The sequence below is a fragment of the Streptomyces dysideae genome (assembly GCF_001514305.1).
GTDB classification, from domain to species: Bacteria; Actinomycetota; Actinomycetes; order Streptomycetales; family Streptomycetaceae; genus Streptomyces; species Streptomyces dysideae.
Map to the genome: position 1 here is coordinate 92,491 of NZ_KQ949092.1, position 23,606 is coordinate 116,096.

The following is a 23,606-nucleotide window of genomic DNA, read 5'->3' on the forward strand; positions in this document are numbered from 1 at the left end:
TCTCGGCGTGCCGGACGAAAGCCCTCGTACTGGACGTACTTGGGCTTTTGGCCGGTGCGGCGAGTGGGGGCACCTCCCACGCCCTTAAGGCAGTGGGGGAGGGTGCCGGGCGCCGTGGGTGCTGTGCGGGACTTTCCAAACACCCCCTGGTTCACGATGTCCTGCGGCTCCCGTCCGGACACGAAGCCGGCCACGTTCCGCACGGCGGCCGACGCGACGGGGACGAGTGTCCCGCGGGTGAGGCCTCCCACGTGCGGGGAGAGCACCACGTTCGGGGCGCGGAGCAGGCGCAGGGCCGGGGTGGGCGGTTCGAGGTCGCAGACGTCGATGCCCGCCCCGGCCAGCAGGCCCTTCTCCAGGGCGTCCGCGAGGGCGTCCTGGTCGATCAGGGCGCCCCGCGCGGTGTTGATCACGAACGTCCGACGGCTTCAGCAGCGCCGGCCGCCCGGTGTCGAGCAGTTGCCGGGTCTCCTCGGTGAGCGGCGTGTGCAGGGAGTCGTAGTCGGCGGTGTGCAGTAGCTCGTCCAGCGGGACGTGGCGCGCGCCGGCCGAGCCCGGACTCCGTGTCCGGCGGCAGTCGGCGCCGTCCGGCGTGGAGGACGGTCATGTCGAACGCGGCCGCGCGGCGGGCGACCTGCTGCCCGATCTGGCCAGGCCCACGATGCCGAGCGTCTTGCCGGACAGCTCGGTGAGGGACCGCTGGAGGCGGGGCAGGGCACAGTCGGCCCCGGGAGAGCGGTGTGCGCGGGGACCAGCTGCTCGGCCGGCGCGAGCATCAGAGCGAAGGTCTGATCGGCAACGTTCTGGGCCTCGGCGCCCGTGAACCCGCTATTGCACACCCGCACCCCGCGTTCGCCCGCGGCCCGCCACATCGACGTAGTCGAAGCCGTGGCTCGCGCACTGCACCAGCTCCAGCTCCGGTGCGGCGGCTATGCGTTCGGCGGTCACCGGCGCGAGTGCCGTGATGACCGCGTGCGCCGCGCGCGGGGCGGCCGGTTCCTCGTCGGCCGCCTCGACGAACGGTGACATGGGCCTCGGCGGGGAAGAGTGTGGCGAGCCCGGCTCCGGTGCCGCGGCCGCCCACCACGGGGGAGACGACGGCGAGGACGTTCTTCGGCGCGGTCATGAGGGGTCCTCGACGAGGTCGGCCGGACCGATCGTGGCGGGGGAGGCATGCCCGGACAGCGCGAGGGTGAGGTCGAGTTCGGCGAGCAGACAGCGGACGACGTGCTCGACGCCCGCCTGTCCGTCGAGGCCGAGACCATAGACGTACGGCCGTCCGACGAGCACCGCCCGCGCGCCGAGCGCCAGGGCCTTGAAGACGTCGTCGCCGGTGCGGATCCCGCTGTCGAACAGGACGGTCAGCCGGTCGCCGACCGCCTCCGCGACCCGGGGCAGCGCGTCGGCCGCCGCGACGGAGCCGGCCACCTGCCGGCCCCCGTGGTTGGACACGACGACCCCGTCCATCCCGGCGTCGACGGCGGCGCGGGCGTCGTCCGGGTGCAGGATGCCCTTCAGCACGATCGGGCCGTCCCAGTTCTCCCGCAGGAACGCCAGATCCGGCCAGGTCTTGCCGGGGTCCGCGAACAGTCCGACGAAGTGCATGACGGCCGCGTTCGGATCCTCCCGCACCGGCTTGGCCAGGCCCGCCTGGAACGCCGGGTCGGTGAAGTAGTTGGCGGTGCCCACACCGTGCAGGAACGGCAGATACGCCTGGTCCAGGTCACGCGGCCGCCACGCCAGCAGCGGTGTGTCCAGCGTGACGACCAGCACGCTGAACCCGGCCGCCTTCGCCCGGCCGAGGAAACTCCGGGCCACCTCCGGGTCCTTCGGCCAGTACAGCTGGAACCAGCGCTCGGCGTCCCCCATCGCCTCCGCGACCTGCTCCATCGGCGTGCTCGACGCCGACGACAGGATGTACGGCACGCCCTGCGCGGCGGCGGCCCGGGCGGCCGCGGACTCGGCGTCCGGATGCATGATCGACAGCACGCCCACGGGCGCCAGCGCCAGCGGAGCAGGCAGCGCACGGCCCAGCACCTCGACGGACAGGTCCCGTTCGTGCACGTCCCGCAGCATGCGCGGCACGATCCGGCGCCGCCGCAGCGCGGCCCGGTTGGCGCGGGCGGTACTGCCGTCGCCCGCGCTGCCCGCGACATAGCCGACAGGGACGGGACCGAGCCGCTGCTCGGTCAGCTCCTCCAGCCGGGTCAGATCGGTGGGCAGCCGCGGTACGGCACCCGTCATCCCGTTCAGATAGATCTCGTACTGGAAGTCCGCCCAGTGGCTGGCCATCCGTACCTCCCGTCTCTCGTCGCCGAGAACGCGCTGCACGGCGACGATACCGGCGGGTAGGCGGAGTCGGCCTTCAGGATCCGGCCGCTGATTCCCGCAGGACACGGGCCAGTTCACGTGGCTGCGAGAACATCGGCCAGTGCCCGGTGTCCATCTCGACCAGCTCCCAGCGCTCGCTCTTGAGCAGTCCGGCCGCGGCGGGCATCGGTTCGTCGCCGTCCAGCAGGCACTTGATGTACGTCGCCGGAAGGTCGCCCAAGTCGCCTGCCAGTACGGCCGGTTCGGTGAGCGTGGCGCCCGGGTGCGGGGTGGAACCGGCCACGATCCGGGCTGTCTGCTCGTCCGTCAGGCCCTGGTCCGCGTAGTACCCCGCGGTGGCGCGCGGCCAGAAGCCGTCGTTCTCCTCGATCTCCTTCCGCACCTGCTCGCTCGGCCAGCCCGACAGGAATGACTCCCCGTCGACGGGAACATTCGAGTCGACGAACACCACACGCCGCAGCCGGTCTCCGATGCGCTCGGCGGCCTGGCCGACCGGGATGCCCGAGTAGCTGTGTCCGACCAGGACGACATCACGCAGATCGAGGTGCTCGACCTCGTCGACGATGTCCTGGACGTGCGTCTGCTGCCCGGCGGGGACGCCCTGCTTCTCGGCGAGGCCGGACAGGGTCAAGGGATGGACGTCGTGCCCGGCCGAGCGCAGTTCGGCCGCCACTTCGTCCCACGCCCACGCCCCGAGCCGTGCCCCTGCCACCAGTACGAAGTTGGTCATGCGGGCAACTTAGCCGAGGGGACTGACAACGGCCCCTCGGCGCAGGGCCCGGTGATCGGCTGCGCCGGCACCTCGACGGTCCGCGCCAGCCGCGGCCCCTCCGGCCCGTATACCGCCCGGGGCTCGGGGAACAGCCGCAGCAGCGCCAGGAACAGCACCGCGGCCACCACCATCGACAACGGCAGGCCGATGTCGACGCCGTCGTGCACAGGACCAGGGCGCCCACGACGACGTCGAGGAGCGTGGCCGCGAGCCCCTGCCAGAAGGAGAGGCCGAAGAGGATCGGGAAGGCGCCGAGGACGCAGGTCAAGAAGGTGTTGGCGCCGCCGAAGGGACCTCGGTCAGCGAGGGAACGGGGGAGTGGCCGGGAAGCTCGGGCTGTGGGGACAAGGGGGCTCCAGCGTGGGCGTGGCGGTGGAGCGCGGGGTGGCGCGGCGGAGGTCTCGACGGCCGGTCGCTGCCGCGGGAGTGTGCGGGCAGCACGGATGCCGTCCTCTCGGCGGTCTGCCGACGGTACGGCGGCGCACAAGATCCGCACCAGAGGACGGTTCATCCATCTACGGCGCCATGGGTGGACGAATCGTCCCTCACTCGTCGTCCGTTGGGGCGTCCTCCGGCTCCGCGTCCGGCCCCTGGGCCCGGACCCGTTGGACGTTCTCCAACGACTCCCGCAGCTCGGCCAGCCAGTCGTCGGTGTGCCGCTGGACCAGTCGCACACACCAGGCGAGGGCGTCGCTGCGGCTGCGGGCGACCCCGCCGGCGATGAGGGTGTCGAGGACCTGACGCTCGGGCTGGCGCAGCCGGGTCATGACGGGCGCGGCCACATGCGTGAACAGGGCACGCTCGGTGCCGCACTCGACTCCCCAGGACACCTTCCGCCGGAACCGGTGCTCGGCCTCGCGGGCCACGCCGATCCGGGTGTCCCGGGTGCGCCCCCGGAACTCCTGGATCCGACCCTGCAGGGCCGCCTCCCGCTCCGCGGCCGAGGTGTCCTCGGCCAGGTGGGGCTCGGGAATGCGGCCGATCACGGTGATCTCCTCGCGGTCGACCGTCACCTTGGTCAGCTCCTCGAAGAGGTCGTCCGGCAGGCGGCCGGTGAACCAGCCGCGTACCTTCTCTCGCTGCTCGTTCGTAATCATGTAATGACCATTACTCGGCCCGGACATGAACACAAGGGGTGGAGCGGAAGTCCGCCGACAGCTCAATCGGAATGTTTCAGGCCTATTAATCAGGGTGCGAGATTCGGCCACTTGGCAACTTCGGGCGATCAAGAACCGCTCAGTTCCGGGGTTGGAACGTCCAAGTTCCGTTACTTCACGCCACTGATTCAACACGCAATGTTACTGAAACCCATGGGGTCGATGTGAGTTTCGGCGGCGGACTCGGCAGACTCGCGCTCGCCGCTCCGGCACCGATCGCGTCGGACGTGGCACACCCCCGAAATGAGCGGAAGGATGCACACAATGCGTTACACCGCGCGCTGGGCAGCGACCCTCGGCCTCACGGCCACCGCCGTCTGCGGACCCCTCGCCGGGCCCGCCCTCGCCGCCCCCGGCACCACCCCCGCCTCGCTCTACGCCCCGTCGGCCCTGGTCCTCACCGTGGGCCACGGCGACATCGCCGCCATGGCCGCCCCGGACCGCGCGGTCGTGCTGACCTGCGCCCCGACACCCTCCGGCACGCATCCCGCCGCCGGGGCGGCCTGTGCCGAACTGCGCGCAGCCGACGGCGACTTCGACGCGCTGACCGGCAGAGCCGACGTGCTGTGCACCAAGGAGTACGACCCCGTGGTCGTCACGGTCGACGGCGTCTGGCAGGGCAAGCGCGTCTCCTACGAGCGCGCCTTCGCCAACGAGTGTGTGAAGAGCTCCCACGGGACAAGCCTCTTCACCTTCTAGACCGGGATCGCGCGGCCCTCGCACGCACCGGCGGGGGCTCGCGGATGGGGAGTGCGAGCCCCCGCCGCGGGGGCCGCAGCGATCTCGCACCGGGGGCCGGCTGGGCGGAGTGGGGCCGCCCGGCCGGCGCCTCGGTTCACTGCCGCTGCCCCGGGATCCCGGGCAGCGGCGGAAAACGGTGCAGCAGTCCCGCGCCGCGCAACAGCCGCCGGATCGACGGCGCGTCGGAGACGACCCGCAGCCTGCCGCCCCGGCTTCTGGCCCGGCTGTCGGCCCGGCACAGGACCCGCAGCCCCGAGCAGTCGAAGAAGCCGACGCCCCGCAGATCGACCAGCACGTCCGGCTCCGGCCCGGCGGTCGCCGCGTCCAGATGCTCGGCGAGGAACCCCGCGGTCGCGAGATCGATCTCACCGGCGGCCTCGACCACGGTGAACGCACCCCATGTCCGGGTACGGGCATGGGGGTTCGTCGGGGGAGGCCCGGAACGGGAGGCCAACGGGGCTGAGTTCCCGGTCGGTTCGGGGGCGAGGTCGTCGGATGCCGGCGTCATGTCCGCTCCACCTCGGCAAGGGGGGTATTTGATCTCGGAGTTACCCCGGTGCGATGGCGGTCATCCCTGCGGCGCCGCCCGCAAGATCTGGTTCACTCGACCTGGTGAATTCCGGGAGTTGTGGTTGACCGATCCGGGGCAACTGCGGCAAGGGAGAGGGGCCGCCGTCTCCCTGATGACGGCGGCCCCTCGGACCTGGGTGACCGGGGCGGTCACATGTGGACGACCGGTGCGGCGGACTCGTCCTGGTCCGGCGTCCCGCGGCGGAAGAGCAGGAAGGCGATCGCCGCGCCCGCGGCGAACAGGCCCGCCGACCACCAGAAGGCGGTGGTGTAGCTCTCGATCGTCGCCTGGGCCTGGACCAGCTTGCTGGTCGCGTCCTTGCCGGCGAGATGGTCGGTCGCGGCGCTCGCGGCGAGGGTGTTGAGGAGTGTCGTGCCGATCGAACCGCCCACCTGCTGCATGGCGTTGACCGTCGCGGAGGCGACGCCCGCGTCCTCGGCCGCCACTCCACCGGTGGAGAGCTGCATGGCCGCCGGCATCACCAGGCCGAGGCTCAGGCCGATCACCATCAGCTGCGGCAGCACCGCGCTCATGTACGACGAGCCGACGCCGATGCCGGTCAGCCAGGCCATCCCCGCCGCGGCGATCGCGAAGCCCAGCGGGATGACGGTCTTCGGGCCGAGCCGCGGGAGCAGCTGCGTGGTGCCGAGCTGAGCGGCCACCATCAGGACGCCGACCATCGGCAGGAACGCCACGCCGGTCTTCGTCGGGCTGAAGCCCAGGTTCAGCTGCAGGTAGTGGGTGAGGAAGAGGAACACGCCGAACATGCCCGCACCGGAGATCAGCACGGCGAGGAGCGAGGCCCCGCGGTTGCGGTCGAGCAGGATGCGCAGCGGCAGCAGCGGGTGCTTCGCGCGGGTCTGCCACCAGGCGAACGCCGCCAGCAGGATGCCGCCCACGATCAGGAAGCCCCACGTCTGCGGCGAGCTCCAGTCGTGCGTCTCGGCGTTGGAGAAGCCGTAGACCAGGGCGAACGGACCGCCCGCGACCAGCACCGTGCCCGGGATGTCCAGCTTGGAGCCGGCCGCGTCACGGTGGTTGTCCAGCAGTAGCCAGCCGCCCACGAAGGCCACGACCGCGATGACCACGTTGACGTACATCGTCCAGCGCCAGTCGAGGGCGTCGGTCAGGATGCCGCCGAGCAGCAGGCCCACCGCACCGCCGGCCCCGGCGATGGCGCCGTAGACGCTGAACGCCCTGGCCCGCTCGCGGGCGTCGGTGAACGTCGTGTTGAGCAGCGAGAGCGCGGCGGGCGCGAGCAGCGCGCCGAACACGCCCTGCAGGGCACGCGCGGTGACCAGCATCCCGAAACTGTTCGCCGCATCGCCGGCCCCGGCGATGGCGCCGTAGACGCTGAACGCCCTGGCCCGCTCGCGGGCGTCGGTGAACGTCGTGTTGAGCAGCGAGAGCGCGGCGGGCGCGAGCAGCGCGCCGAACACGCCCTGTAGGGCACGCGCGGTGACCAGCATCCCGAAACTGTTCGCCGCACCGCCGAGCGCGGAGACGGCGGCGAAGCCGACGACACCGATGAGGAAGGCCGGCTTGCGGCCGAACAGGTCGGCGATCCGCCCGCCGAGCAGGAGCAGTGACGCGAACGCGAGCGCGTACGCGGTGACGTTCCTCCCCCACTGCCTTAAAGGCGTGGGGGGACCCCCAGCCGGTTGCCGTCGGAGAACCCGAGGTCGGCCTGGGCCGACGGCAGGGCGATGTTCACGATCGTGGCGCCAGCACCACCATCAGCTGCGCGACGGCGACGATCGCGAGGATCCACCACCGCTTCGCCGAGGCCGCCGACGGCGCCTCCGCGGCGCCCGCGCGGGCGCTCTCGGTCAGGGTCTTCTGAGACATCGGGGAACTCCAGGGAAGTCGTCCGAGGCAGGGGCACGGAAGGCAATAGGCAGGTAAGCGAAACTGTTTCGTTCACTTCGAGACTGGACCTCTGCGATCGAAACGGCAACGTTTCGTTGGGTGACGTACGCCCCATCAGGCCATCTGGCGCCGCACCAGCTCATGCAGCCGCCCGCCGGTGTCCGCGAGGAGCTGTGCCGGCGCGCCCTGCTGGGCGACCTTGCCGTCCTCCATCACGATCACGCGGTCCGCGTCGAGGACCGTCGAAAGGCGGTGCGCGATGACGATCCGGGTGGCGTCGAGGGCCTTGGTGGACTCGATGACCGTGCGCTGCGTCTCGTTGTCGAGGGCGCTGGTCGCCTCGTCGAAGAAGAGGATGCGAGGCCGGCGGATCAGCGCCTGAGCGATCATCAGGCGCTGCCGCTGGCCGCCGGAGATCGCGCCGCTGCCCGCGACGATGGTGTGCAGGCCCATCGGCATCCGCTTGATGTCCTCGGCGAGGCCCGCCATCTCGGCCGCCGCCATCGCCTCCTCCGGCGTGTACGGCTCGGTGCCGCAGATGACGTCCAGGATCGAGCCGTTGAACGGCTGGGCGTGCTGAAGCACCACCCCGCACTGCCGGCGGACCGCCGACTGGTCCAGCGCCGCCAGGTCCTGGCCGTCGTACAGGACACTCCCGGACACCGGCTTGTCGAAGCCGATCAGCAGCCTGAGCAGCGTCGACTTGCCGCAGCCGCTGGGGCCGACGATCGCCACGAACTCGCCCGCCCGTACGTCGAAGGACACGTCGTCGAGGATCAGTGGACCGTCGTCGGAATACCGGAACGACAGGCGCCGCGCCTCGATCGCCCCGGTCAGCGGGCCCGGCCGGGTGCTCGACGTGCGGACCTCGGGCGTCGCGTCCAGCACCGGCTTGATCTGCTCGAACAGCGGCATCGCGGCCACCGTCGACACGAACGCGCCGGTCAGCTGGGTGACCGAGGTGAGCAGCATCGTCACCGACGTGTTGAAGGTGAGGAACGCCGCCGCCGACATCGACCCGCGCGCCGGACCCGCCAGCAGCATGAACATCAGCAGGGTGCACAGCGGCAGATACACCGTACCCATCACCGTGTTGAGGTTCTTGATCCGCCCCACCTGCTGCTGGAGCTCACGGCTGCGCGCGAACTGGGACGCCCAGGCCGCGTACGCGTAGTTCTCGGCCGCCGCCACCCGCAGCTTGGGCAGCCCGCGCAGCGTCTGGAACGCCTGGTTGTTCAGCTTGTTGCCGAGCACCACCAGCCGCCGCTGCCAGCGCACCTGCCACAGCCCGAGCCCCAGGAACACGGCGGCGATGACGACGAGCATCCCGATCGCCGCCAGCGCCATCGACACGCTGTACCAGAACAGCAGGGCGAGGTTCATCGCGCCCACGGTCACCGACTGGGCGACCACCGGGCCGATGCCCGCCATCATCCTGCGGATCGAGCTGATGCCCATGGCCGCGCTCGCCAGCTCACCCGTCGAGCGCTCCGTGAAGAACTTCGTCGGCAGCCGCAACAGCCGGTCCCAGACGGCCGACTGGAGCGTCGCCTCGATCCGGCCCTCCAGGCGGAGGATGGTCAGGTTCTGCAGCAGCATGAACGCCGCGGCCACCACGCTGCTGATCATCACGGCCAGACAGAACTGCACGATCAGCGCGGTCTGGGCCTTCGGCACGAACTCGCCGAGCACCTTGCCGGTCGCGATCGGCACCAGCGCGCCGATGGCGACCGTCACCAGACCGCTGAGCAGCAGATTGGTCATGTCGCCGCCCGTGCCGCGCATGCTGAACCGCAGCAGCCGCGCGGGGCTCAGCCCCCGGTCGGGCAGCGGACGGTAGAACATCACCGCACGCGGCTCGAACTCCTCCGCGTTGGCCTTCTCGATCGGCGTCTCCCGGCCCGTCGCCGGATGGACGGAGACGTATCCGCCGCGCCGCCACAGCAGCGCCACCGGTGCGCCGGACAGGGCCCGATGCCCCACCAGCGGGCCGATGTCGTCCCGCCACCAGCGCCCGTCCAGACGTATCGCCCTGGTGCGGACCCGGGAGGCGACGGCGATGCGCTCGACCGGATCGAGGCGGTCGCTCTCCGTGCCGCTCTGCGCGGGCTCGGACAGCGCGATCCCGGCCGCCTGGGCGACCAGCTTGCACGCGGCGTACGAGGCGTCGGCGTCGGCGGCCGTCGTGCGCTGCCCCGACCGCTTGCCGATCGACGCCAGCAGCGTCCGGTCGGCCTGGGCGCGCACCGCCTCACCGGCCTTGATGCCCTCCGCCGTGCGGGTCTCGTGGGTGCGCTCCAGCTGTTCGATCCAGCGGTCCAGCGTGGTCAGCAGGCGGTACTGCTGGTCGACCATGCTCTGCCAGACCGCAGGGTCCATCAGCAGGTCGGCGGCCGCCTCCGCGCCGTACAGCGACCCGTACTGCACACTGCCCGGCGGCACCTGCATCCAGAAGACGTCGTCGTCGGTGATCTCGGCGGCCCGCTCGGTGGCCATCGGTGCCTGGAAGAGGATGGAGAGGCTGCGGCCCACACCGAGAGCGAGGGCGTACTCCAGGGGGCTCGTCGTCGGCGGCACGTACTGGGGGTTGCCGTACTCGTCGTACGACCAGGTCTGGGTGCTGGCGGGCTGGTACAGCTCGCGCAGCCCGATGCGGTGCACCACGCAGTCCCGGAGCGGGCGGGCGACCAGCGTGTGCTGCGGGCCCGCCATCGGCCCGAGCAGCAGCGAACCCGCCTCCAGGCGGCCCAGGTGATGCCAGTGGCCCTGCTGTTCGGCGTCCACCGCGAACAGGTCCACGGCACCCGAGGCGACCAGCCACAGCACCTGCGGGCCTTCGAGGTCGAGGCGGCTGAACCCGGTGCAGTCGATCGGCGTGCCCATGGACCCGAGCGCGCCCAGGACCAGGTCCCCCTCGTGTGCGGTCGTCATCTCATCGCTCCCTGACCAGCTGCGCGTACACGCCGCCCCGCGCCACCAGCTCCTCGTGCCGCCCGCGTTCCACGATCGTGCCGTGCTGGAGTACGACGATCTCGTCGCTGTCGCGCACGGTGCTGAGCCGGTGCGCGATCACCACACAGGCGCAGCCGCGCTTGCGCAGGTTGTCCATCACGACCTGCTCGGTCTCGGCGTCCAGCGCGCTCGTCACCTCGTCCAGGACCAGGATGCTGGGACGGCGCACCAACGCCCGGGCGATCTCCAGGCGTTGGCGCTGGCCGCCGGAGAAGTTGCGGCCGTCCTGCTCGACCCGGCTGTGGATACCGCCGGGGCGGCGCATCACGACGTCGTACAGGGCCGCGTCGCGCAGGGCGTCCACGACCGCGTCGTCCGGGATCGACGGGTCCCACAGCGCCACGTTGTCGCGGACGGTGCCCTCGAAGAGGAACACCTCCTGGTCGACGAAGGAGACGGACGCGGCGAGCGCGCCGCGCGGAATGTCGTCCAGACGCTGGTCGTCGATGCGGATGACGCCCTCCCAGGGGGCGTACAGGCCCGAGATCAGCCGGGACACCGTGGACTTGCCGCTGCCCGAGCCGCCGACCAGCGCCACCTGCTGACCCGGGCCGACCGTCAGGTCGAAGCCGCTGAGCAGGGGCTTGTCGAGGGGGCTGTAGCCGAAGGTGATGTTCTGGAGCTCGACGTGGCCGTGCAGCCGGCGCGTCGACTCGCCGGCGCCGGGACGGCCGTAGAGCGGGTCCGCGTCGAAGTTCTCCACGTCCTTCAGCCGCGCCACGTCGGCCGCGAAGTCCTGGATGCGGCCCGCGACGCCGTTCAGGCGGGTGATCGGCGCGGTGAAACGCGTGACCAGTGCCTGGAAGGCGACGAGCAGACCGACGGATATGTGGCCCTCGACCGCCCGCATGCCGCCGATCCACAGGATCAGCGCGCTGTTGAGGGTCGCGAGCGTCGGCGCGACCACGCCCAGCCAGGCGCTCGGCACACCGAGGCGCTGCTGTTCCTCCAGCGTGGTGGCGTGCTGGCCGGCCCACTTGCGGAAGTAGCCGTCCTCGCCGCCGGTCGCCTTCATCGTCTCGATCAGCTGCAGGCCGGTGTACGACGTGTTGGTGAGCCGGGCGCTGTCCGCGCGCAGCTTCGCCGTACGGGTGGCGCGCAGCCGGATGACCACCCGCATGGCGACGATGTTCAGCAGCGCGACGCCGATGCCGACGAAGGTGAGCTGGGGGTCGTACGTGTAGAGGAGGATCGCGTAGAGGACGACGACCACGGCGTCCACGCCCGCCGCCGCGAGGTCACGGGCCAGCGTCTCGGCCACCTGGTCGTTGGACTGCAGGCGCTGCACCAGGTCGGCGGGGCTGCGCTGGGAGAAGAACGTCACCGGCAGCCGCAGCAGATGGCGCAGGAAGCGGGCGCTGGAGAGGGTGGAGGAGATGATGCGGCCGCGCAGCAGGTTCGCCTGTTGCAGCCAGGTCAGCACGACCGTGAGCAGCACGCACGTCCCCATCGACGCGAACAGCACGCCGAGCAGGGAGGTCTGGCCGCCGATCAGGAACATGTCGATGTAGGTGCGGCTCAGCGCGGGCACCGCGGCGCCGACCAGCACCAGCAGCAGGCTCGCCAGCACCGCGGCGGGCATCGTGCCCGCGGTACCGCGCAGCCGGGCCGGCATCGCACCGAGGATGCCCGGCTTGCGCCCGCCCCTGGTGAAGTCCTCGCCGGGCTCCATGACCAGCACGACACCGGTGAAGCTGCCGTCGAAGTCCTCCATGGGCACGAAACGGCGGCCCTTGGCGGGGTCGTTGATGTAGACGCCGCGGCGGCCGAAGCGGCGGCCCATGCCGTCGTAGACGACGTAGTGGTTGAACTCCCAGAACAGGACGGCCGGCGTCTTCACCCCGGCGAGGGCGGCCGTGTCCATCTGCATGCCCTTGGCCGTGAGGCCGTAACTGCGGGCCGCCTTCAGCAGGTTGCTCGCGCGTGAGCCGTCGCGGGAGACACCGCACGCGATGCGCAGCTCCTCCAGCGGGATGTGGCGGCCGTAGCGGCCGAGCACCATCGCGAGGGAGGCGGCCCCGCACTCCACGGCCTCCATCTGGAGCACGGTGGGGGTGCGGACGGTCTTCGACTTCCCCTTGGGCACCGGGCGTTTCGGCGGGGCGGAGCGGCGCCTGCTCCGGGTGTCCTGCGCGGCGGTCACGGCAGCAGCCAATCGACGGGACGCTGGTCGGCCAGCCGGATCGAACCCGTGGCCATCGTCATGGAGGTGAGGGAGAACGGCGGCCCGTCCGCGGACGACCACTCGTAGCCGCTCTTCGTGCCCGACGCCTTGTCCAGCTTCACCAGCACGGCCACCGGCCGGCCGTCCTTGGTGAACTGCTCGCCCAGTTGGCTGTCGCCGAGGAACGCGGAGATCTGCTGCGCCGACTGCACCGAACGGTCCACCGACTTCACATGGCCGCGCAGTACGCCGTACTCCTGGGTGGGCACCGACTGGACGGTGAGATCGACGGCGGCCTTGTCGGGGATGGAGGCCGCGTTCTCGGCGGGGACGTACACCGTGGCGTAGAGCGGGTCGCCGGCGTGAGCGACCTTCTCGACGGCGGCGACGTTCGCGCCGGTCTGGATGATCTGGCCGATGGTGGCGGCCAGCGCGGTGACCCGGCCCGCGGCGACCGTGCGAACGACGGTCTCGCCCTGGGCCGTACGCACCTTCAGTACGGGGGAGTTCGCGGGCAGCCGCTCGCCCTGCTCGGCGAGGACCCCGGTGACCTGGCCCGCGACCGGGCTCTGCAGGATGTAACTGCCCTGCCCGTGCGTGAGGATGGCGGGCGCGCCGACCGTGGACGCGACCGAGCCGGTCACCGCCCACACCGACGCCGCCGCCATGACGACCACCGTCACGGAGAGGACGAGCCAGCCCTGGGGACGGGCGAAACGCACCGGAAGGTCGAGCTCCTCCGGCGACTGCAGCCTGGCGAGGGCCTGTTGGCGGAACTGCACGGAACTTTCCCTCACCTGAAAGCGACTGGTTCTACGGCACCCGAGAGTCCCGGAACCGGGGAACGGCTCCGGGACTCAGCGGTACTACACGCGATCAGAGACCGGCTGGGATCAGAGACCGGCGACCAGGTTCGTGACCGGAGCGGTGTTCAGGCCGGTGACACCCTCCACGGTGCCGACGGCCGTGTCGACCAGGCCGGAGACCGGGACGATGCCGTTGACAGCGTCGAGAGCACCGTTCACGGCGTTCACGGAAAGGCCGCCGGAGACGTTGTCGAGCTCGGCGTCGGAGATCTCGACGGTCTCAACCTGGGGGGTGGAGTTCATGATGGAACTTCCCTTCGTATGGATATTTCACAAGGGGGGGAGCGGCCCCCTCTGGGGACAGATGGACGGCCGCGAGCCGCAGGCGCCCGGCGCCCGATTCCAGGAACCGTTGGCGGCCCCTGCGGTGCGATGGATCAAAGCACGCTGCGGGTCCGCCCTTCCAATCAACCATCCGTCTCATCAGGGCACTTGAGTCCCTTAGGCATCGATCGGTGCAGGCGAGGTCACGGCTTGTCGGCGACTTCTTCACATGCGGCACCGCATCGGTTCGGCCGGGCCCTTGTCGGTGCCGAAGCGAAAGCGACACTCCCGCCCCAATGGCGTGGCGGGGGCCGCCGGCCTGTGCAGAACCTAGGAGCCCCGTGACTTCGTTGGGCATTCGATGTGCAGATTCGCTGAAGCAGGGATTCCGCTCGGTGTTCACAACCGACCGTCGCTGAACGGTCGCGGATCGTGTCAGCCCAGAAGCGCATAGACCGTGCTCGCCCGGGCCGTGATCTCTCCCGATCCCTCGTCGGTCATCGTGATGTCGGCGAACGCCATCCGGCGGCCCAGCTTGGTGATCACCGCTTCGATCAGGACATCCGAGCCGGTCACCGCGCGCTGGAACGACGTGGACTGCTGCACCGTCGTCATCGGCCCGTAGGCACCCCGCGCCGCCGACACCGCGATCACGGTGGCCGTGTCGGCGGCGGCCATCAGTGCCTGCCCCGACAGCGCGCCACCCTCCCGGGCCAGCCCCGCTGACCAGGGCAGACGCAGGATCGCCCGGGCGTCGCCCAACGCCTCGACCGTGAGGCCGAGTTCGAGCACCCAGGGGGCGAAGTTGGTGGAGAGGATCTTGTCGGCTTCGGCGGTGGTCATCGTCATATGGGGGATTGTTCCCGCCGCCGGGCGCGCGGACTCGGGCCGTGGCTGATTCGGCATGGCAACCGGGGCGCGCGCAAACGGAATTGAACGCCCCACACGACCCGTGCGTACCCACTGCCAACCAGGCGCCCCGAACAGGCTGCCGAACGGCGGCACAGACCCCGTCCCCCAGGAGGTCGAGAAGTTTGAGTCACAAGCGAATTCCGAAGCGCAAGGCCGTAATCGCGGTGGGTGGTGTGGCGGCGCTCGGCGCGGCCGCGATCCTGCTGCCGAACGCCAACGCGTCCCAGGACGGTGCGTCGACCGACGCCGCCGCCCCGAAGACCCTGAAGGCGGCGGACGCGTCGGATCTCGCCTCGCAGCTCGAAGGACTGCTCGGCGACGCCTTCGCCGGTTCGTACTACGACGGGGAGAGCCAGCAGCTCGTCGTCAACGTCATATCCGGCGACAACAACAACGTGATCGTCCAGGCGAAGAAGGCGGGCGCGACCGTCCGCGAGGTCGAGAACAGCATGGCCGAGCTCGAGGCCGGCGCGCAGACTCTGAAGAGCGAGGCGACCATCGCGGGCACCGCGTGGGCCGTCGACCCCAGGACGAACAAGATCCTGGTGACCGCCGACTCCACGGTGACCGGCGACAAGTGGGACAGACTGGAGTCGACCGTCCAGACCCTCGGTTCGGGTATGGCGACCATCCAGAAGTCCAAGGGCACCTTCAAGACGTTCGCGTCCGGCGGTGACGCCATCTTCGGCGGCGGCGCACGCTGCTCCCTGGGCTTCAACGTCCAGGCGGACGACGGCTCCCCGGCCTTCCTGACCGCGGGTCACTGCGGGGTCGCGGCCGAGCAGTGGGCGGACGCCGAGGACGGCCAGCCGGTCGCCACCGTCGACCAGGCCACGTTCCCGGGCGAGGGCGACTTCGCGCTCGTCAAGTACGACGACCCGGCCACCGAGGCGCCGAGCGAGGTCAACGTCGGCGGCGGGCAGCTCGTCCCGATCAGCCAGGCCGCGGACGCCGAGGTCGGCCTCGAGGTCTTCCGGATGGGCAGCACGACCGGTCTGAGCGACGGTCAGGTGCTCGGCCTGGACGCCACCGTGAACTACCCCGAGGGCACGGTGACGGGCCTCATCCAGACCAACGTCTGCGCCGAGCCCGGCGACAGCGGCGGCTCCCTGTTCACCCAGGACGGGCTGGCGATCGGCCTGACCTCGGGCGGCAGCGGCGACTGCACGGTCGGCGGCGAGACCTTCTTCCAGCCGGTGACGACCGCGCTGGAAGCGGTCGGCGCGACGCTCGTCGGCGACGCGGCCGGCGGCGGCGCGGGCGGCGAGGAGGCCGGCGGTGAAGAGGCCGGTGGCGGCGAGGCCGGTGCGGGTGAGGAAGTCGGCGGCCAGGAAGTCGGTGGCCAGGAGGCCGGTGGCGAAGAGGTCGGCGGCGAGGAAGCCGGCCAGGAAGTCGGCGGCGAGGAAGCCGGTACCGGTGAGGAGACGGGCACCGGCGTCCAGGACGACTCCGGGCTGACCCACACCAACTGACCCCGAGTCCCAGACACGTGGTCCGGCCCTCCGGCGGGAGGGCCGGACCGCTCCGTGTGCGGTGTGCGCCTGGTGTCGAGCTCTCTTCGTGCGTCGGAGGGGGGCCTCTCACCCCCGCGCCCAGGGGGAGGAGGGCCGCCTGCAGTCCATGGGCCAGCTGGTGCTTCGCGTCGTAGAGCACCGCCCGCTCCAGGGCCTGCGCGATCAGCCCGCCCAGACTCGCCAGCACCGCCCGCTCGTCCGCCGGGAATGGGTGCGGATCGGCGTAGGCCAGCACACAGGTGCCCACCGGGCGGCCGGAGGCGATCAGCGGCAGATACGCCCAGGCCGCGAAGTCGTCCGGAGTGGCGTGCCGCGCCGGATACAGGTGCTCCAGCTGTTCCCGCGACTCGAAGAACGCGGGCACCCCCGTGGTCAGGGCGTGCGTGCCCGGGGTCTGCTCGGCGAGCGGCAGCCCGTCGAACCGCTCCACGAGGTCCGGGTCCGGCGGCCGCCGGCAGCGCATGTGACAGCCGGCGCGGTCCCCCTGCGTCGGCCGACGCAGGGGGACCGATCCGCTCTGGCACCCCCTCGGCGGCAGCGTGCGTGCCGTCGCGAACCCGCCGAACGGTCACAGGGGCTGCGCAGGTGTCTCATAAGCGCTGTAATGGCGGACGTGGTGAGTGAGGGCGCTGCGGGACGCAGAACAAGGACTCTGCGTGCCGAAGATGCCCTCCACGCGCTCACCGCCGACCCGGAGTCGCCCGAGCGGCTGCGCCGGGTCCTGGAGCAGGCGCTCGTGTTCGCCGGTGCCGCGTTCGTCGCGGTGTACACGCCGGGTGCGACCGGTGAGCAGCTCTTTCTGGTCGAGTCGGTGGGGGTGCCCCGGACCCTGTACGGCGTACGCGACAGCTATCCCGCCGCCGGGGGTTCCCCGGTGGCCGACGCTCACCGCGCGGGGCGGCCGGTCTGGCTCGGGCCGCAGGAACTCGCCGACTCGGCGGACTCGCGGCGCACCCCGTCGCGTGACTTCTTCCTCGCCGCCCTCCCGGCCCGCGCGGACGCCGGCGGCGGCTGTCTGCTCGCGGTGAGCGAGGGCCTGGGCGGTTTCGGCAACGACGACCGCAAGTGTCTGGAGCTGATCGCCGACGCCGCCGTCCTGCCCATTCCCGGCGCGGACACGGAGGGCGGTGAGCTGCCGTCCGACGCGTTCAGCCTCGCCATGGACACCGGCCGTGTCGAGATTGGCGACGACATCCTGGACCTGTTCGGCCTCGGCCCCGCCGACTTCGACGGCAAGGTCGAGACCCTGCTCGGTCTGACCGTCCCGGAGGACCTGCCGTCCCTGATGTCCGTCGTCGAGGCCGACCACATGTCCATCGGCGACCGCGAGCTGGAGTTCCGGGTCCTGCAGCCCGCCGGCCCACCCAGATGGCTCAGGCTGCGCGGCCGTTTCCTGCCCGGCGGCGAGGGCCACCCGGCCCGCCTGGTCGGCACCGTCGACGACGCCTCCACGCTGCGCCCAGAGGTCACCGACGTGGCCCGCGTCCAGCGCCTCGCCGCAGCCCTGGCCACCGCCGGCACCGTCCGCGACGTCGGCCAGGCCGTCGTCACCGCCCTGCGCAAGCCGCTGCGCGCCGACCGCATCGCGCTGGCCGAGCTGGAGAACGACCGGCTTGTCGTCACCGTCCTCGACCCGCCCGAGCCCGAGGCCTGGCCCGAGCTGTGGCGCCTGGAGTGGCGCTCCGAATGGCCCGACGCACCCGTGCGCGCCATGCCCACCCTCGCCGCCGCCCTGCGCGAGGGCCGCGCCCAGATCTGGCCGGCCGACGCCCCCCTGGAGCCCGCCCTCGCCGAAGTCGGCCCCGGCGGCCTCGCCGTCCTGCCGCTGCCCGCCGCGGGCCGCATGGCCGGCGCCTGCCTGATCGGCTGGGACAGCCCGCACGACTTCGGCCCCGACGAACGCGCCCTGCTCACCGCCTCCGCCGGCCTCGCCGGCCAGGCCCTGATGCGCGCCCACGCCTTCGACGCCGAGCACGAACTCGTCGGCATGCTCCAGCGCCAGCTGCTCCCGCGCCGGCTGCCGAAACTGCCCGGCGCCGTCGCCGTCGCCCGCTATCTGCCCACCACGGCCGGCCTCGAGGTGGGCGGCGACTGGTACGACGTGATCCCGCTGCCCGACCACCACGTCGCCCTCGTCATCGGCGACGTCCAGGGCCACAGCGCGGCCGCCGCCACCCTGATGGGCCAGATGCGCACCGCCCTGCGCGCCTACGCCACCGAGGGGCACCCCCCTGACGTGGTGGTCTCCCACGCCAACCGCCTCCTGGCGGACCTGGAGACCGACCTCTTCGTCACCTGCTGCTATGTCGACATCGACCTGGAGGAAGGCTCCGCCTGGTGCGTGCGCGCCGGACATCTGCCGCCGGTGCTCCGTCACCCGGACGGCAGCACGGAGATCGCGGAGGCGGAGGGCGGCCCGCCGCTCGGCGTCATGACGCAGGCCGACTTCCCGATGAGCCCGCTCGGGCTGCAGCCCGGCACGGTCATCGCCCTGACCACCGACGGCCTCGTCGAGTCTCCCGACACCGACATCGACACCGGGATGGGCCGGTTCGCCCATGAACTGGCCGTCTCCGACCCCGCCCACCTCGGCCTCGTCGCCGACGCCCTCCTCGGCAACGCCCGCCGCAGCGACGACGTCGCCCTGCTCCTGCTGCGCTACGACGGGATGGCCTCGCGCCCGCTGCGGGAGGGCTGGACGGTGTGGCGGGTCCCGCAGGCCGTCGGCCACGCCCGCCGCTTCACCCGGCGCACCCTGCGCACCTGGGGTGTGCCGGCGGCGGACCTGGACGCCGTCCTCCTCGTCGTCTCGGAACTCGTCACCAACGCCCTCGTCCACACCGACGGCAAGGTCCGCCTCGACCTCACCCTCATCAGCGACCGGCTGCGTGTCGCGGTCGCCGACGCCTCACCCCGTACGCCCATCAAACCGACCAGCATCGGCTGGGAGGCCACCGGCGGCCGCGGCATCCTCCTCGTCGAGGCCATGTCGGCGGTCTGGGGGACCGTGCCCGTCAGCGGCGGCAAGCAGGTGTGGAGCGAGATCGCGCTGGGCCGGTAGGGCACATGCGCGTCAGACCGGCACCGGTTATCCGGCTGGATCAGGGCTATCGTGAAGCAGATGAAGGCTCTCGTGCTGTCCGGTGGCGCCGGCACGCGGTTAAGGCCGATCACGCACACTTCGGCCAAACAACTCGTGCCGGTGGCCAACAAGTCCGTTCTCTTCTACGGGTTGGAATCGATCGCCGCGGCCGGTATCACCCAGGTCGGCGTCATCGTCGGCGACACCGCCGCCGAGATCGAGGACGCCGTCGGCGACGGATCCAAATTCGGCCTGGAAGTCACCTACATCCCCCAGGAACGCCCCCTCGGGCTGGCCCACGCGGTGCTCATCGCCCGCGACTGGCTCGGCGACGACGACTTCGTGATGTACCTCGGCGACAACTTCATCGTCGGCGGCATCGCGGACCTCGTCGACGGGTTCCGCAGAAACCGGCCCGACGCCCAGATCCTGCTCACCCGCGTCCCCGACCCCCGCTCCTTCGGCGTCGCCGAACTCGACGACGCCGGCCAGGTCGTCGGCCTGGAGGAGAAACCGGAGCACCCGAAGAGCGACCTCGCCCTGGTCGGCGTGTACCTGTTCACGCCGGTGATCCACGAGGCGGTGCGCGCCATCGGACCGTCCTGGCGCGGCGAGTTGGAGATCACCCACGCCATCCAGCACCTGATCGACCGTCATGCCGATGTGCGTTCCACGGTCATCAAGGGCTACTGGAAGGACACCGGGAACGTCGACGACATGCTCGAGGTCAACCGGACCGTCCTGGAAAGCCTGGGCCGCCGCATCGACGGCGACGTCGACACCGCGTCGGAGACCGTGGGCCGGGTGGTCGTGGAGGAGGGGGCGCGCATCGTGAACTCGCGCATCGTCGGCCCCGTCGTCGTCGGTGCCGGAACCGTCGTCAGCGACTCCTACGTCGGCCCCTTCACCTCGATCGCGGAGAACTGCCGTATCACCGACAGCGAGGTGGAGTTCTCCATCGTGCTGCGGAACTCCTCGATCCACGGAGTGGGCCGCATAGAGTCCTCGCTCATCGGCCGGCACGTCGAGGTCACCCCCGCACCCAGCGTCCCCAGCGCCCACCGACTCGTCCTCGGCGACCACAGCAAGGTGCAGATCCACACATGAACCTTCTCGTCACCGGCGCCGCCGGTTTTATCGGCTCGCACTACGTCCGCACCCTGCTGGCCTCCGACGCGCCACCGAGGATCACCGTGCTGGACAAACTCACCTACGCCGGCACCCTCACCAACCTCGAACCCGCCCATCCCCGGCTGAAGTTCGTCCACGGTGACATCCGCGACGCCGAACTGGTCGACAAGCTGATGGCCGAGGCCGACCAGGTGGTGCACTTCGCCGCCGAGTCCCACGTGGACCGTTCGATCGACGGGGCGGCCGACTTCGTCCTCACCAACGTGCTCGGCACCCAGACCCTTCTCGACGCCGCCCTGCGCTACCGGGTGGAGCCCTTCGTGCACGTCTCCACCGACGAGGTCTACGGCTCCGTGGAGACCGGCTCGGCCACCGAGGACGACCCGCTGCGGCCCAGCTCCCCGTACTCCGCCTCCAAGGCATCCTCCGACCTGCTCGCCCTGGCCCACCACCGCACCCACGGCCTGGACGTCCGCGTCACCCGCTGCTCCAACAACTACGGCCCGCACCAGTTCCCCGAGAAGGTCGTCCCCCTCTTCGTCACCAATCTCCTCGACGGCGCCAAGGTCCCGCTCTACGGCGACGGCCGCAACGTCCGCGACTGGCTGCATGTCGACGACCACTGCCACGGCGTGGAACTCGTCCGCACCCAGGGCCGCCCCGGCGAGGTCTACAACATCGGCGGCGGCACCGAGCTCAGTAACCGGGACCTCACCGGCCTGCTCCTCGAGGCCTGCGGCGCGGACTGGGACAGCGTGACGTACGTCGAGGACCGCAAGGGCCACGACCTGCGCTACTCCGTCGACTGGACCAAGGCCCGCACCGAGCTGGGCTACCACCCCCGCCACGACTTCACGGCCGGCCTCGCCGCCACCATCGCCTGGTACCGCGAGCACCGCGCCTGGTGGGAGCCGCTCAAACGGCGTGAGGAGCCCGGATGAGGTGGCTGGTCACCGGAGCGGCCGGCATGCTCGGCCACGACCTGGTCGAAGAGCTGCTGCGGCGCGGCGAACACGTCACCGGCCCGTCCCACTCCGCCCTCGACATCACCCAACGGGCCTCCGTCGACCGGGCCTTCGCCGAGCACCGCCCCGACGTCATGGTCAACTGCGCGGCCTACACGGCCGTCGACGACGCCGAGGAGGACGAGGAGGCGGCCCTGCGGATCAACGGCGACGGCCCGCGCCTGCTCGCCCGCGCCTGTGCGGCGTACGGCGCACGCCTGATCCACCTCTCCACCGACTACGTGTTCTCCGGCGACGCCCGCACCACCCCGTACCCGGAGGACCATCCGACCGCCCCGCGCACCGCCTACGGCCGCACCAAACTCGCCGGCGAACAGGCCGTGTCGGACGAACTCCCCGAAGCGAGCGCGATCGTACGTACCGCCTGGCTCTACGGCGTCCACGGCCGCAGCTTCGTCCGTACGATGATCGGGCTCGAGGCCCGCCGGGACACCGACACCGTCGACGTAGTCGACGACCAGCGCGGGCAGCCCACTTGGACCGCCGACGTCGCCGCCCGTATCGCCGACCTCGGCCCGCACGTCGGCCGCGACGCGAAAGGCGTCCTGCACGCCACCAGCTCCGGCGAGGCCACCTGGTACGAGCTGGCCCGCGAGGTGTTCCGACAGCTCGGCGCCGACCCCGACCGGGTGCACCCGGTCAGCAGCGAGGCCTTCCCGCGGCCCGCACCCCGCCCCGCCTACAGCGCCCTCGCGCACGGCCGCTGGCGGCAGACCGGTCTGCCGCCGCTGCGCGACTGGCGCACCGCCCTCGACGAAGCACTGCCCCGGATCCGCAAGGAGGCCCTAGGTGAAGCGCCATGAGTTCCTGAGGGAACTGCACAAGGTGAGCGGCAACCGCAACTACCTGGAGATCGGCGTCAACGACGGCCGCAGCCTCAGACTGTCCCGCGTCCCCACCGTCGCCGTCGACCCCGCGTTCAAGGTCGTCACCGAGATCCGCTGCGACGTCCACCTGGTGAAGGCCACCAGCGACGACTTCTTCGCCCGCGACAACCCGCTCGTCCATCTCAGGGGCGGCCGCCACCCGCTGCGCAACCTGCGCCGGGGCCGCGGCCCGCTCGCCCACTGGCGGCGCACCACCCTGGACCTGTCGTTCATCGACGGCATGCATCTGTTCGAGTACGCGCTGCGGGACTTCATGAACGTCGAGCAGTACTCAGACTGGGCGAGTGTGATCGTCTTCGACGACATGCTGCCGCGCAGCGTCGACGAGGCGGCCCGCGACCGGCACACCGGAGCCTGGACCGGCGACGTGTACAAGCTCGTCGAGATCCTCGCCCGGTACCGCCCCGACCTGGTGACCGTCCTGGTCGACACCCAGCCCACCGGCCAGCTCGTGGTCTTCGGTGCCGACCGGCGCAACACCGTGCTGCGGGAGCGGTACGAGGAGATCGTCGCCGAGTACGACGTGCCCGACCCGCAGAAGGTGCCCGAGACGGTCCTGGACCGGGCGGGCGCGGTGCCGCCGGAGGCGTTGCTGGAGGCGGGTTTCTGGCGGCCGCTGGCCCGGGCCCGGCGCCTCGGCGTGGGGCGTTCACGGGGCTGGGAGCCGTTGCGGCACGCCGTCGAGCAGATCGCTGTCAGCCGCTGAACCGGCGGTCGCGCAGCTCGGCGTAGCGGGCGGTGCAGGCCGCGTACGACGGGAGCAGGCCGGAGCGTTCCGCCGCCGCCAGCGAGGGCGCCTCCTCGTCCTTCGGCGACAGCAGCGGCGGGATGTGCTCGGGCCAGGCGATGCCCAGCTCGGGGTCGAGCGGGTGCACCCCGTGCTCGCGCTCCGGGGCGTACCCGGTCGAGCACAGGTACACCACCGTGGCCTCGTCGGTGAGCGCCATGAAGGCGTGCCCGAGCCCCTCCGCGAGGAACACGGCGGGCCGGCTGCCCTCGTCGAGCCGCAGCGCCTCCCACCGCCCGAAGGTGGGCGAGCCGACCCGCAGGTCGACGACCACGTCGAGGACGGCGCCGCGCACACAGGTGACGTACTTGGCCTGCCCGGGCGGCACGTCCGAGAAGTGCACCCCGCGCAGCACGCCCCACCGGGAGACCGAGCAGTTGGCCTGCGCCAGGCTCAGGTCGTATCCGGTGGCCTCGCGGAACTCCTCGCCGCGGTACCACTCGTGGAAGCTGCCCCGGTCGTCCGGGAACACCTTGGGCTCCAGCGCCCAGGCGCCTTCGATGCCGAGGGCTCGCATACCG

19 protein-coding genes and 3 pseudogenes are annotated in these 23,606 nt (G+C 71.4%); 7 read left to right on the forward strand and 15 right to left on the reverse strand.

Going from position 1 to position 23,606, the window contains the following annotated elements; translation table 11 throughout:
- Positions 1 to 149: 149 nt before the first annotated feature.
- From AQJ91_RS54570 to AQJ91_RS26265, 5 genes and pseudogenes are all read right to left on the reverse strand, one after another.
- Positions 150 to 1,126 (reverse strand): annotated as a pseudogene (locus tag AQJ91_RS54570) (2-hydroxyacid dehydrogenase); the annotation flags it as partial.
- A complete protein-coding gene (locus AQJ91_RS26250) occupies positions 1,123 to 2,292 on the reverse strand; it encodes a lactate 2-monooxygenase (RefSeq protein ID WP_067026373.1) in 1,170 nt (389 codons plus the stop codon). The gene AQJ91_RS26250 and the pseudogene AQJ91_RS54570, both read right to left, overlap by 4 nt.
- 73 nt (positions 2,293 to 2,365) lie before the next feature.
- Complete coding sequence (locus AQJ91_RS26255; RefSeq protein WP_067026375.1) at positions 2,366 to 3,061, reverse strand: alpha/beta fold hydrolase; 696 nt, start codon at positions 3,059 to 3,061, stop codon at positions 2,366 to 2,368.
- Positions 3,058 to 3,267 (reverse strand): annotated as a pseudogene (locus tag AQJ91_RS26260) (cytosine permease); the annotation flags it as partial. The pseudogene AQJ91_RS26260 and the gene AQJ91_RS26255, both read right to left, overlap by 4 nt.
- A gap of 381 nt (positions 3,268 to 3,648) precedes the next feature.
- Positions 3,649 to 4,200 carry a hypothetical protein gene (locus AQJ91_RS26265; RefSeq protein WP_067026379.1) on the reverse strand — a complete coding sequence of 184 codons (552 nt, stop codon included), beginning with the start codon at positions 4,198 to 4,200 and terminating at the stop codon, positions 3,649 to 3,651.
- A 324-nt stretch (positions 4,201 to 4,524) separates the two neighbouring features.
- Here AQJ91_RS26265 and AQJ91_RS26270 point away from each other — a divergent pair, with 324 nt between their 5' ends.
- Positions 4,525 to 4,959 carry a protease inhibitor gene (locus AQJ91_RS26270; protein WP_067026381.1) on the forward strand — a complete coding sequence of 145 codons (435 nt, stop codon included), beginning with the start codon at positions 4,525 to 4,527 and terminating at the stop codon, positions 4,957 to 4,959.
- A gap of 136 nt (positions 4,960 to 5,095) precedes the next feature.
- On the opposite strand, the gene AQJ91_RS26275 is transcribed toward AQJ91_RS26270, so the two are convergent.
- The 8 genes from AQJ91_RS26275 to AQJ91_RS26305 all read right to left on the reverse strand — a co-directional run bounded on the left by AQJ91_RS26275 (position 5,096) and on the right by AQJ91_RS26305 (position 14,596).
- On the reverse strand, positions 5,096 to 5,509 hold the full coding sequence (locus AQJ91_RS26275) for an STAS domain-containing protein (RefSeq protein WP_067026383.1): 414 nt from the start codon (positions 5,507 to 5,509) through the stop codon (positions 5,096 to 5,098).
- Between the two features lie 212 nt (positions 5,510 to 5,721).
- Entirely contained in the window at positions 5,722 to 7,158 is a 1,437-nt protein-coding gene (locus tag AQJ91_RS26280; protein WP_079085194.1) for an MFS transporter, read from the reverse strand.
- A 124-nt stretch (positions 7,159 to 7,282) separates the two neighbouring features.
- A complete protein-coding gene (locus tag AQJ91_RS58390) occupies positions 7,283 to 7,420 on the reverse strand; it encodes a hypothetical protein (RefSeq protein ID WP_407696920.1) in 138 nt (45 codons plus the stop codon).
- 135 nt (positions 7,421 to 7,555) lie between these two features.
- Entirely contained in the window at positions 7,556 to 10,372 is a 2,817-nt protein-coding gene (locus AQJ91_RS26285) for an NHLP bacteriocin export ABC transporter permease/ATPase subunit (RefSeq protein ID WP_067026385.1), read from the reverse strand.
- Position 10,373: 1 nt separating this feature from the next.
- Positions 10,374 to 12,596, reverse strand: coding sequence for an NHLP family bacteriocin export ABC transporter peptidase/permease/ATPase subunit (locus tag AQJ91_RS26290; RefSeq protein ID WP_067026387.1), 2,223 nt, complete (start codon positions 12,594 to 12,596; stop codon positions 10,374 to 10,376).
- Positions 12,593 to 13,399 carry an HlyD family efflux transporter periplasmic adaptor subunit gene (locus AQJ91_RS26295; protein ID WP_067026389.1) on the reverse strand — a complete coding sequence of 269 codons (807 nt, stop codon included), beginning with the start codon at positions 13,397 to 13,399 and terminating at the stop codon, positions 12,593 to 12,595. Before AQJ91_RS26295 ends, AQJ91_RS26290 begins: the two co-directional genes overlap by 4 nt.
- A gap of 111 nt (positions 13,400 to 13,510) precedes the next feature.
- Entirely contained in the window at positions 13,511 to 13,726 is a 216-nt protein-coding gene (locus tag AQJ91_RS26300; protein WP_067026391.1) for a hypothetical protein, read from the reverse strand.
- A gap of 456 nt (positions 13,727 to 14,182) precedes the next feature.
- A complete protein-coding gene (locus AQJ91_RS26305) occupies positions 14,183 to 14,596 on the reverse strand; it encodes a PaaI family thioesterase (RefSeq protein ID WP_067026393.1) in 414 nt (137 codons plus the stop codon).
- Between the two features lie 185 nt (positions 14,597 to 14,781).
- Here AQJ91_RS26305 and AQJ91_RS26310 point away from each other — a divergent pair, with 185 nt between their 5' ends.
- The gene (locus AQJ91_RS26310; RefSeq protein WP_067026395.1) at positions 14,782 to 16,131 is read left to right on the forward strand and encodes a S1 family peptidase; all 1,350 of its coding nucleotides are present in this window, start codon (positions 14,782 to 14,784) and stop codon (positions 16,129 to 16,131) included.
- A 124-nt stretch (positions 16,132 to 16,255) separates the two neighbouring features.
- Here the strand turns inward: AQJ91_RS26310 and AQJ91_RS50015 are convergent.
- Positions 16,256 to 16,618: pseudogene (locus tag AQJ91_RS50015) on the reverse strand (GAF domain-containing protein); the annotation flags it as partial.
- 159 nt (positions 16,619 to 16,777) lie between these two features.
- On the opposite strand from AQJ91_RS50015, the gene AQJ91_RS26315 reads away from it, so the two are divergent.
- From AQJ91_RS26315 to AQJ91_RS26335, 5 genes are read left to right on the forward strand one after another with little or no spacing between them, the layout of a single operon-like run.
- Complete coding sequence (locus tag AQJ91_RS26315) at positions 16,778 to 19,234, forward strand: SpoIIE family protein phosphatase (RefSeq protein WP_067026397.1); 2,457 nt, start codon at positions 16,778 to 16,780, stop codon at positions 19,232 to 19,234.
- A 60-nt stretch (positions 19,235 to 19,294) separates the two neighbouring features.
- Entirely contained in the window at positions 19,295 to 20,362 is a 1,068-nt protein-coding gene (locus AQJ91_RS26320) for a glucose-1-phosphate thymidylyltransferase (RefSeq protein WP_067026563.1), read from the forward strand.
- Entirely contained in the window at positions 20,359 to 21,327 is a 969-nt protein-coding gene (rfbB, locus tag AQJ91_RS26325) for a dTDP-glucose 4,6-dehydratase (RefSeq protein ID WP_067026399.1), read from the forward strand. The genes AQJ91_RS26320 and rfbB overlap by 4 nt, the downstream gene beginning before the upstream one ends.
- Positions 21,324 to 22,214, forward strand: a complete 891-nt coding sequence (gene rfbD, locus AQJ91_RS26330; protein ID WP_067026401.1) for a dTDP-4-dehydrorhamnose reductase — start codon at positions 21,324 to 21,326, stop codon at positions 22,212 to 22,214. Before rfbB ends, rfbD begins: the two co-directional genes overlap by 4 nt.
- Positions 22,201 to 23,004, forward strand: a complete 804-nt coding sequence (locus AQJ91_RS26335) for a class I SAM-dependent methyltransferase (RefSeq protein WP_067026403.1) — start codon at positions 22,201 to 22,203, stop codon at positions 23,002 to 23,004. Before rfbD ends, AQJ91_RS26335 begins: the two co-directional genes overlap by 14 nt.
- Here the strand turns inward: AQJ91_RS26335 and rfbC are convergent.
- Positions 22,994 to 23,602: a dTDP-4-dehydrorhamnose 3,5-epimerase gene (gene rfbC / locus AQJ91_RS26340; RefSeq protein WP_067026405.1), complete on the reverse strand. Its 609-nt coding sequence runs from the start codon at positions 23,600 to 23,602 to the stop codon at positions 22,994 to 22,996. The two genes, AQJ91_RS26335 and rfbC, sit on opposite strands and share 11 nt — an antisense overlap.
- Between the last annotated feature and the right edge of the window lie 4 nt (positions 23,603 to 23,606).

Excerpts from the sequence above, each read along its gene's own strand:
- AQJ91_RS26250 (WP_067026373.1), bottom strand. The coding sequence starts at position 2,292 with ATGGCCAGCCACTGGGCGGACTTCCAGTACGAGATCTATCTGAACGGG.
- AQJ91_RS26255 (WP_067026375.1), bottom strand. The coding sequence starts at position 3,061 with ATGACCAACTTCGTACTGGTGGCAGGGGCACGGCTCGGGGCGTGGGCG.
- AQJ91_RS26265 (WP_067026379.1), bottom strand. The coding sequence starts at position 4,200 with ATGATTACGAACGAGCAGCGAGAGAAGGTACGCGGCTGGTTCACCGGC.
- AQJ91_RS26270 (WP_067026381.1), top strand. The coding sequence starts at position 4,525 with ATGCGTTACACCGCGCGCTGGGCAGCGACCCTCGGCCTCACGGCCACC.
- AQJ91_RS26275 (WP_067026383.1), bottom strand. The coding sequence starts at position 5,509 with ATGACGCCGGCATCCGACGACCTCGCCCCCGAACCGACCGGGAACTCA.
- AQJ91_RS58390 (WP_407696920.1), bottom strand. The coding sequence starts at position 7,420 with ATGTCTCAGAAGACCCTGACCGAGAGCGCCCGCGCGGGCGCCGCGGAG.
- AQJ91_RS26285 (WP_067026385.1), bottom strand. The coding sequence starts at position 10,372 with ATGACGACCGCACACGAGGGGGACCTGGTCCTGGGCGCGCTCGGGTCC.
- AQJ91_RS26300 (WP_067026391.1), bottom strand. The coding sequence starts at position 13,726 with ATGAACTCCACCCCCCAGGTTGAGACCGTCGAGATCTCCGACGCCGAG.
- AQJ91_RS26305 (WP_067026393.1), bottom strand. The coding sequence starts at position 14,596 with ATGACGATGACCACCGCCGAAGCCGACAAGATCCTCTCCACCAACTTC.
- AQJ91_RS26315 (WP_067026397.1), top strand. The coding sequence starts at position 16,778 with ATGGCGGACGTGGTGAGTGAGGGCGCTGCGGGACGCAGAACAAGGACT.
- AQJ91_RS26320 (WP_067026563.1), top strand. The coding sequence starts at position 19,295 with ATGAAGGCTCTCGTGCTGTCCGGTGGCGCCGGCACGCGGTTAAGGCCG.
- rfbB (WP_067026399.1), top strand. The coding sequence starts at position 20,359 with ATGAACCTTCTCGTCACCGGCGCCGCCGGTTTTATCGGCTCGCACTAC.
- rfbD (WP_067026401.1), top strand. The coding sequence starts at position 21,324 with ATGAGGTGGCTGGTCACCGGAGCGGCCGGCATGCTCGGCCACGACCTG.
- rfbC (WP_067026405.1), bottom strand. The coding sequence starts at position 23,602 with ATGCGAGCCCTCGGCATCGAAGGCGCCTGGGCGCTGGAGCCCAAGGTG.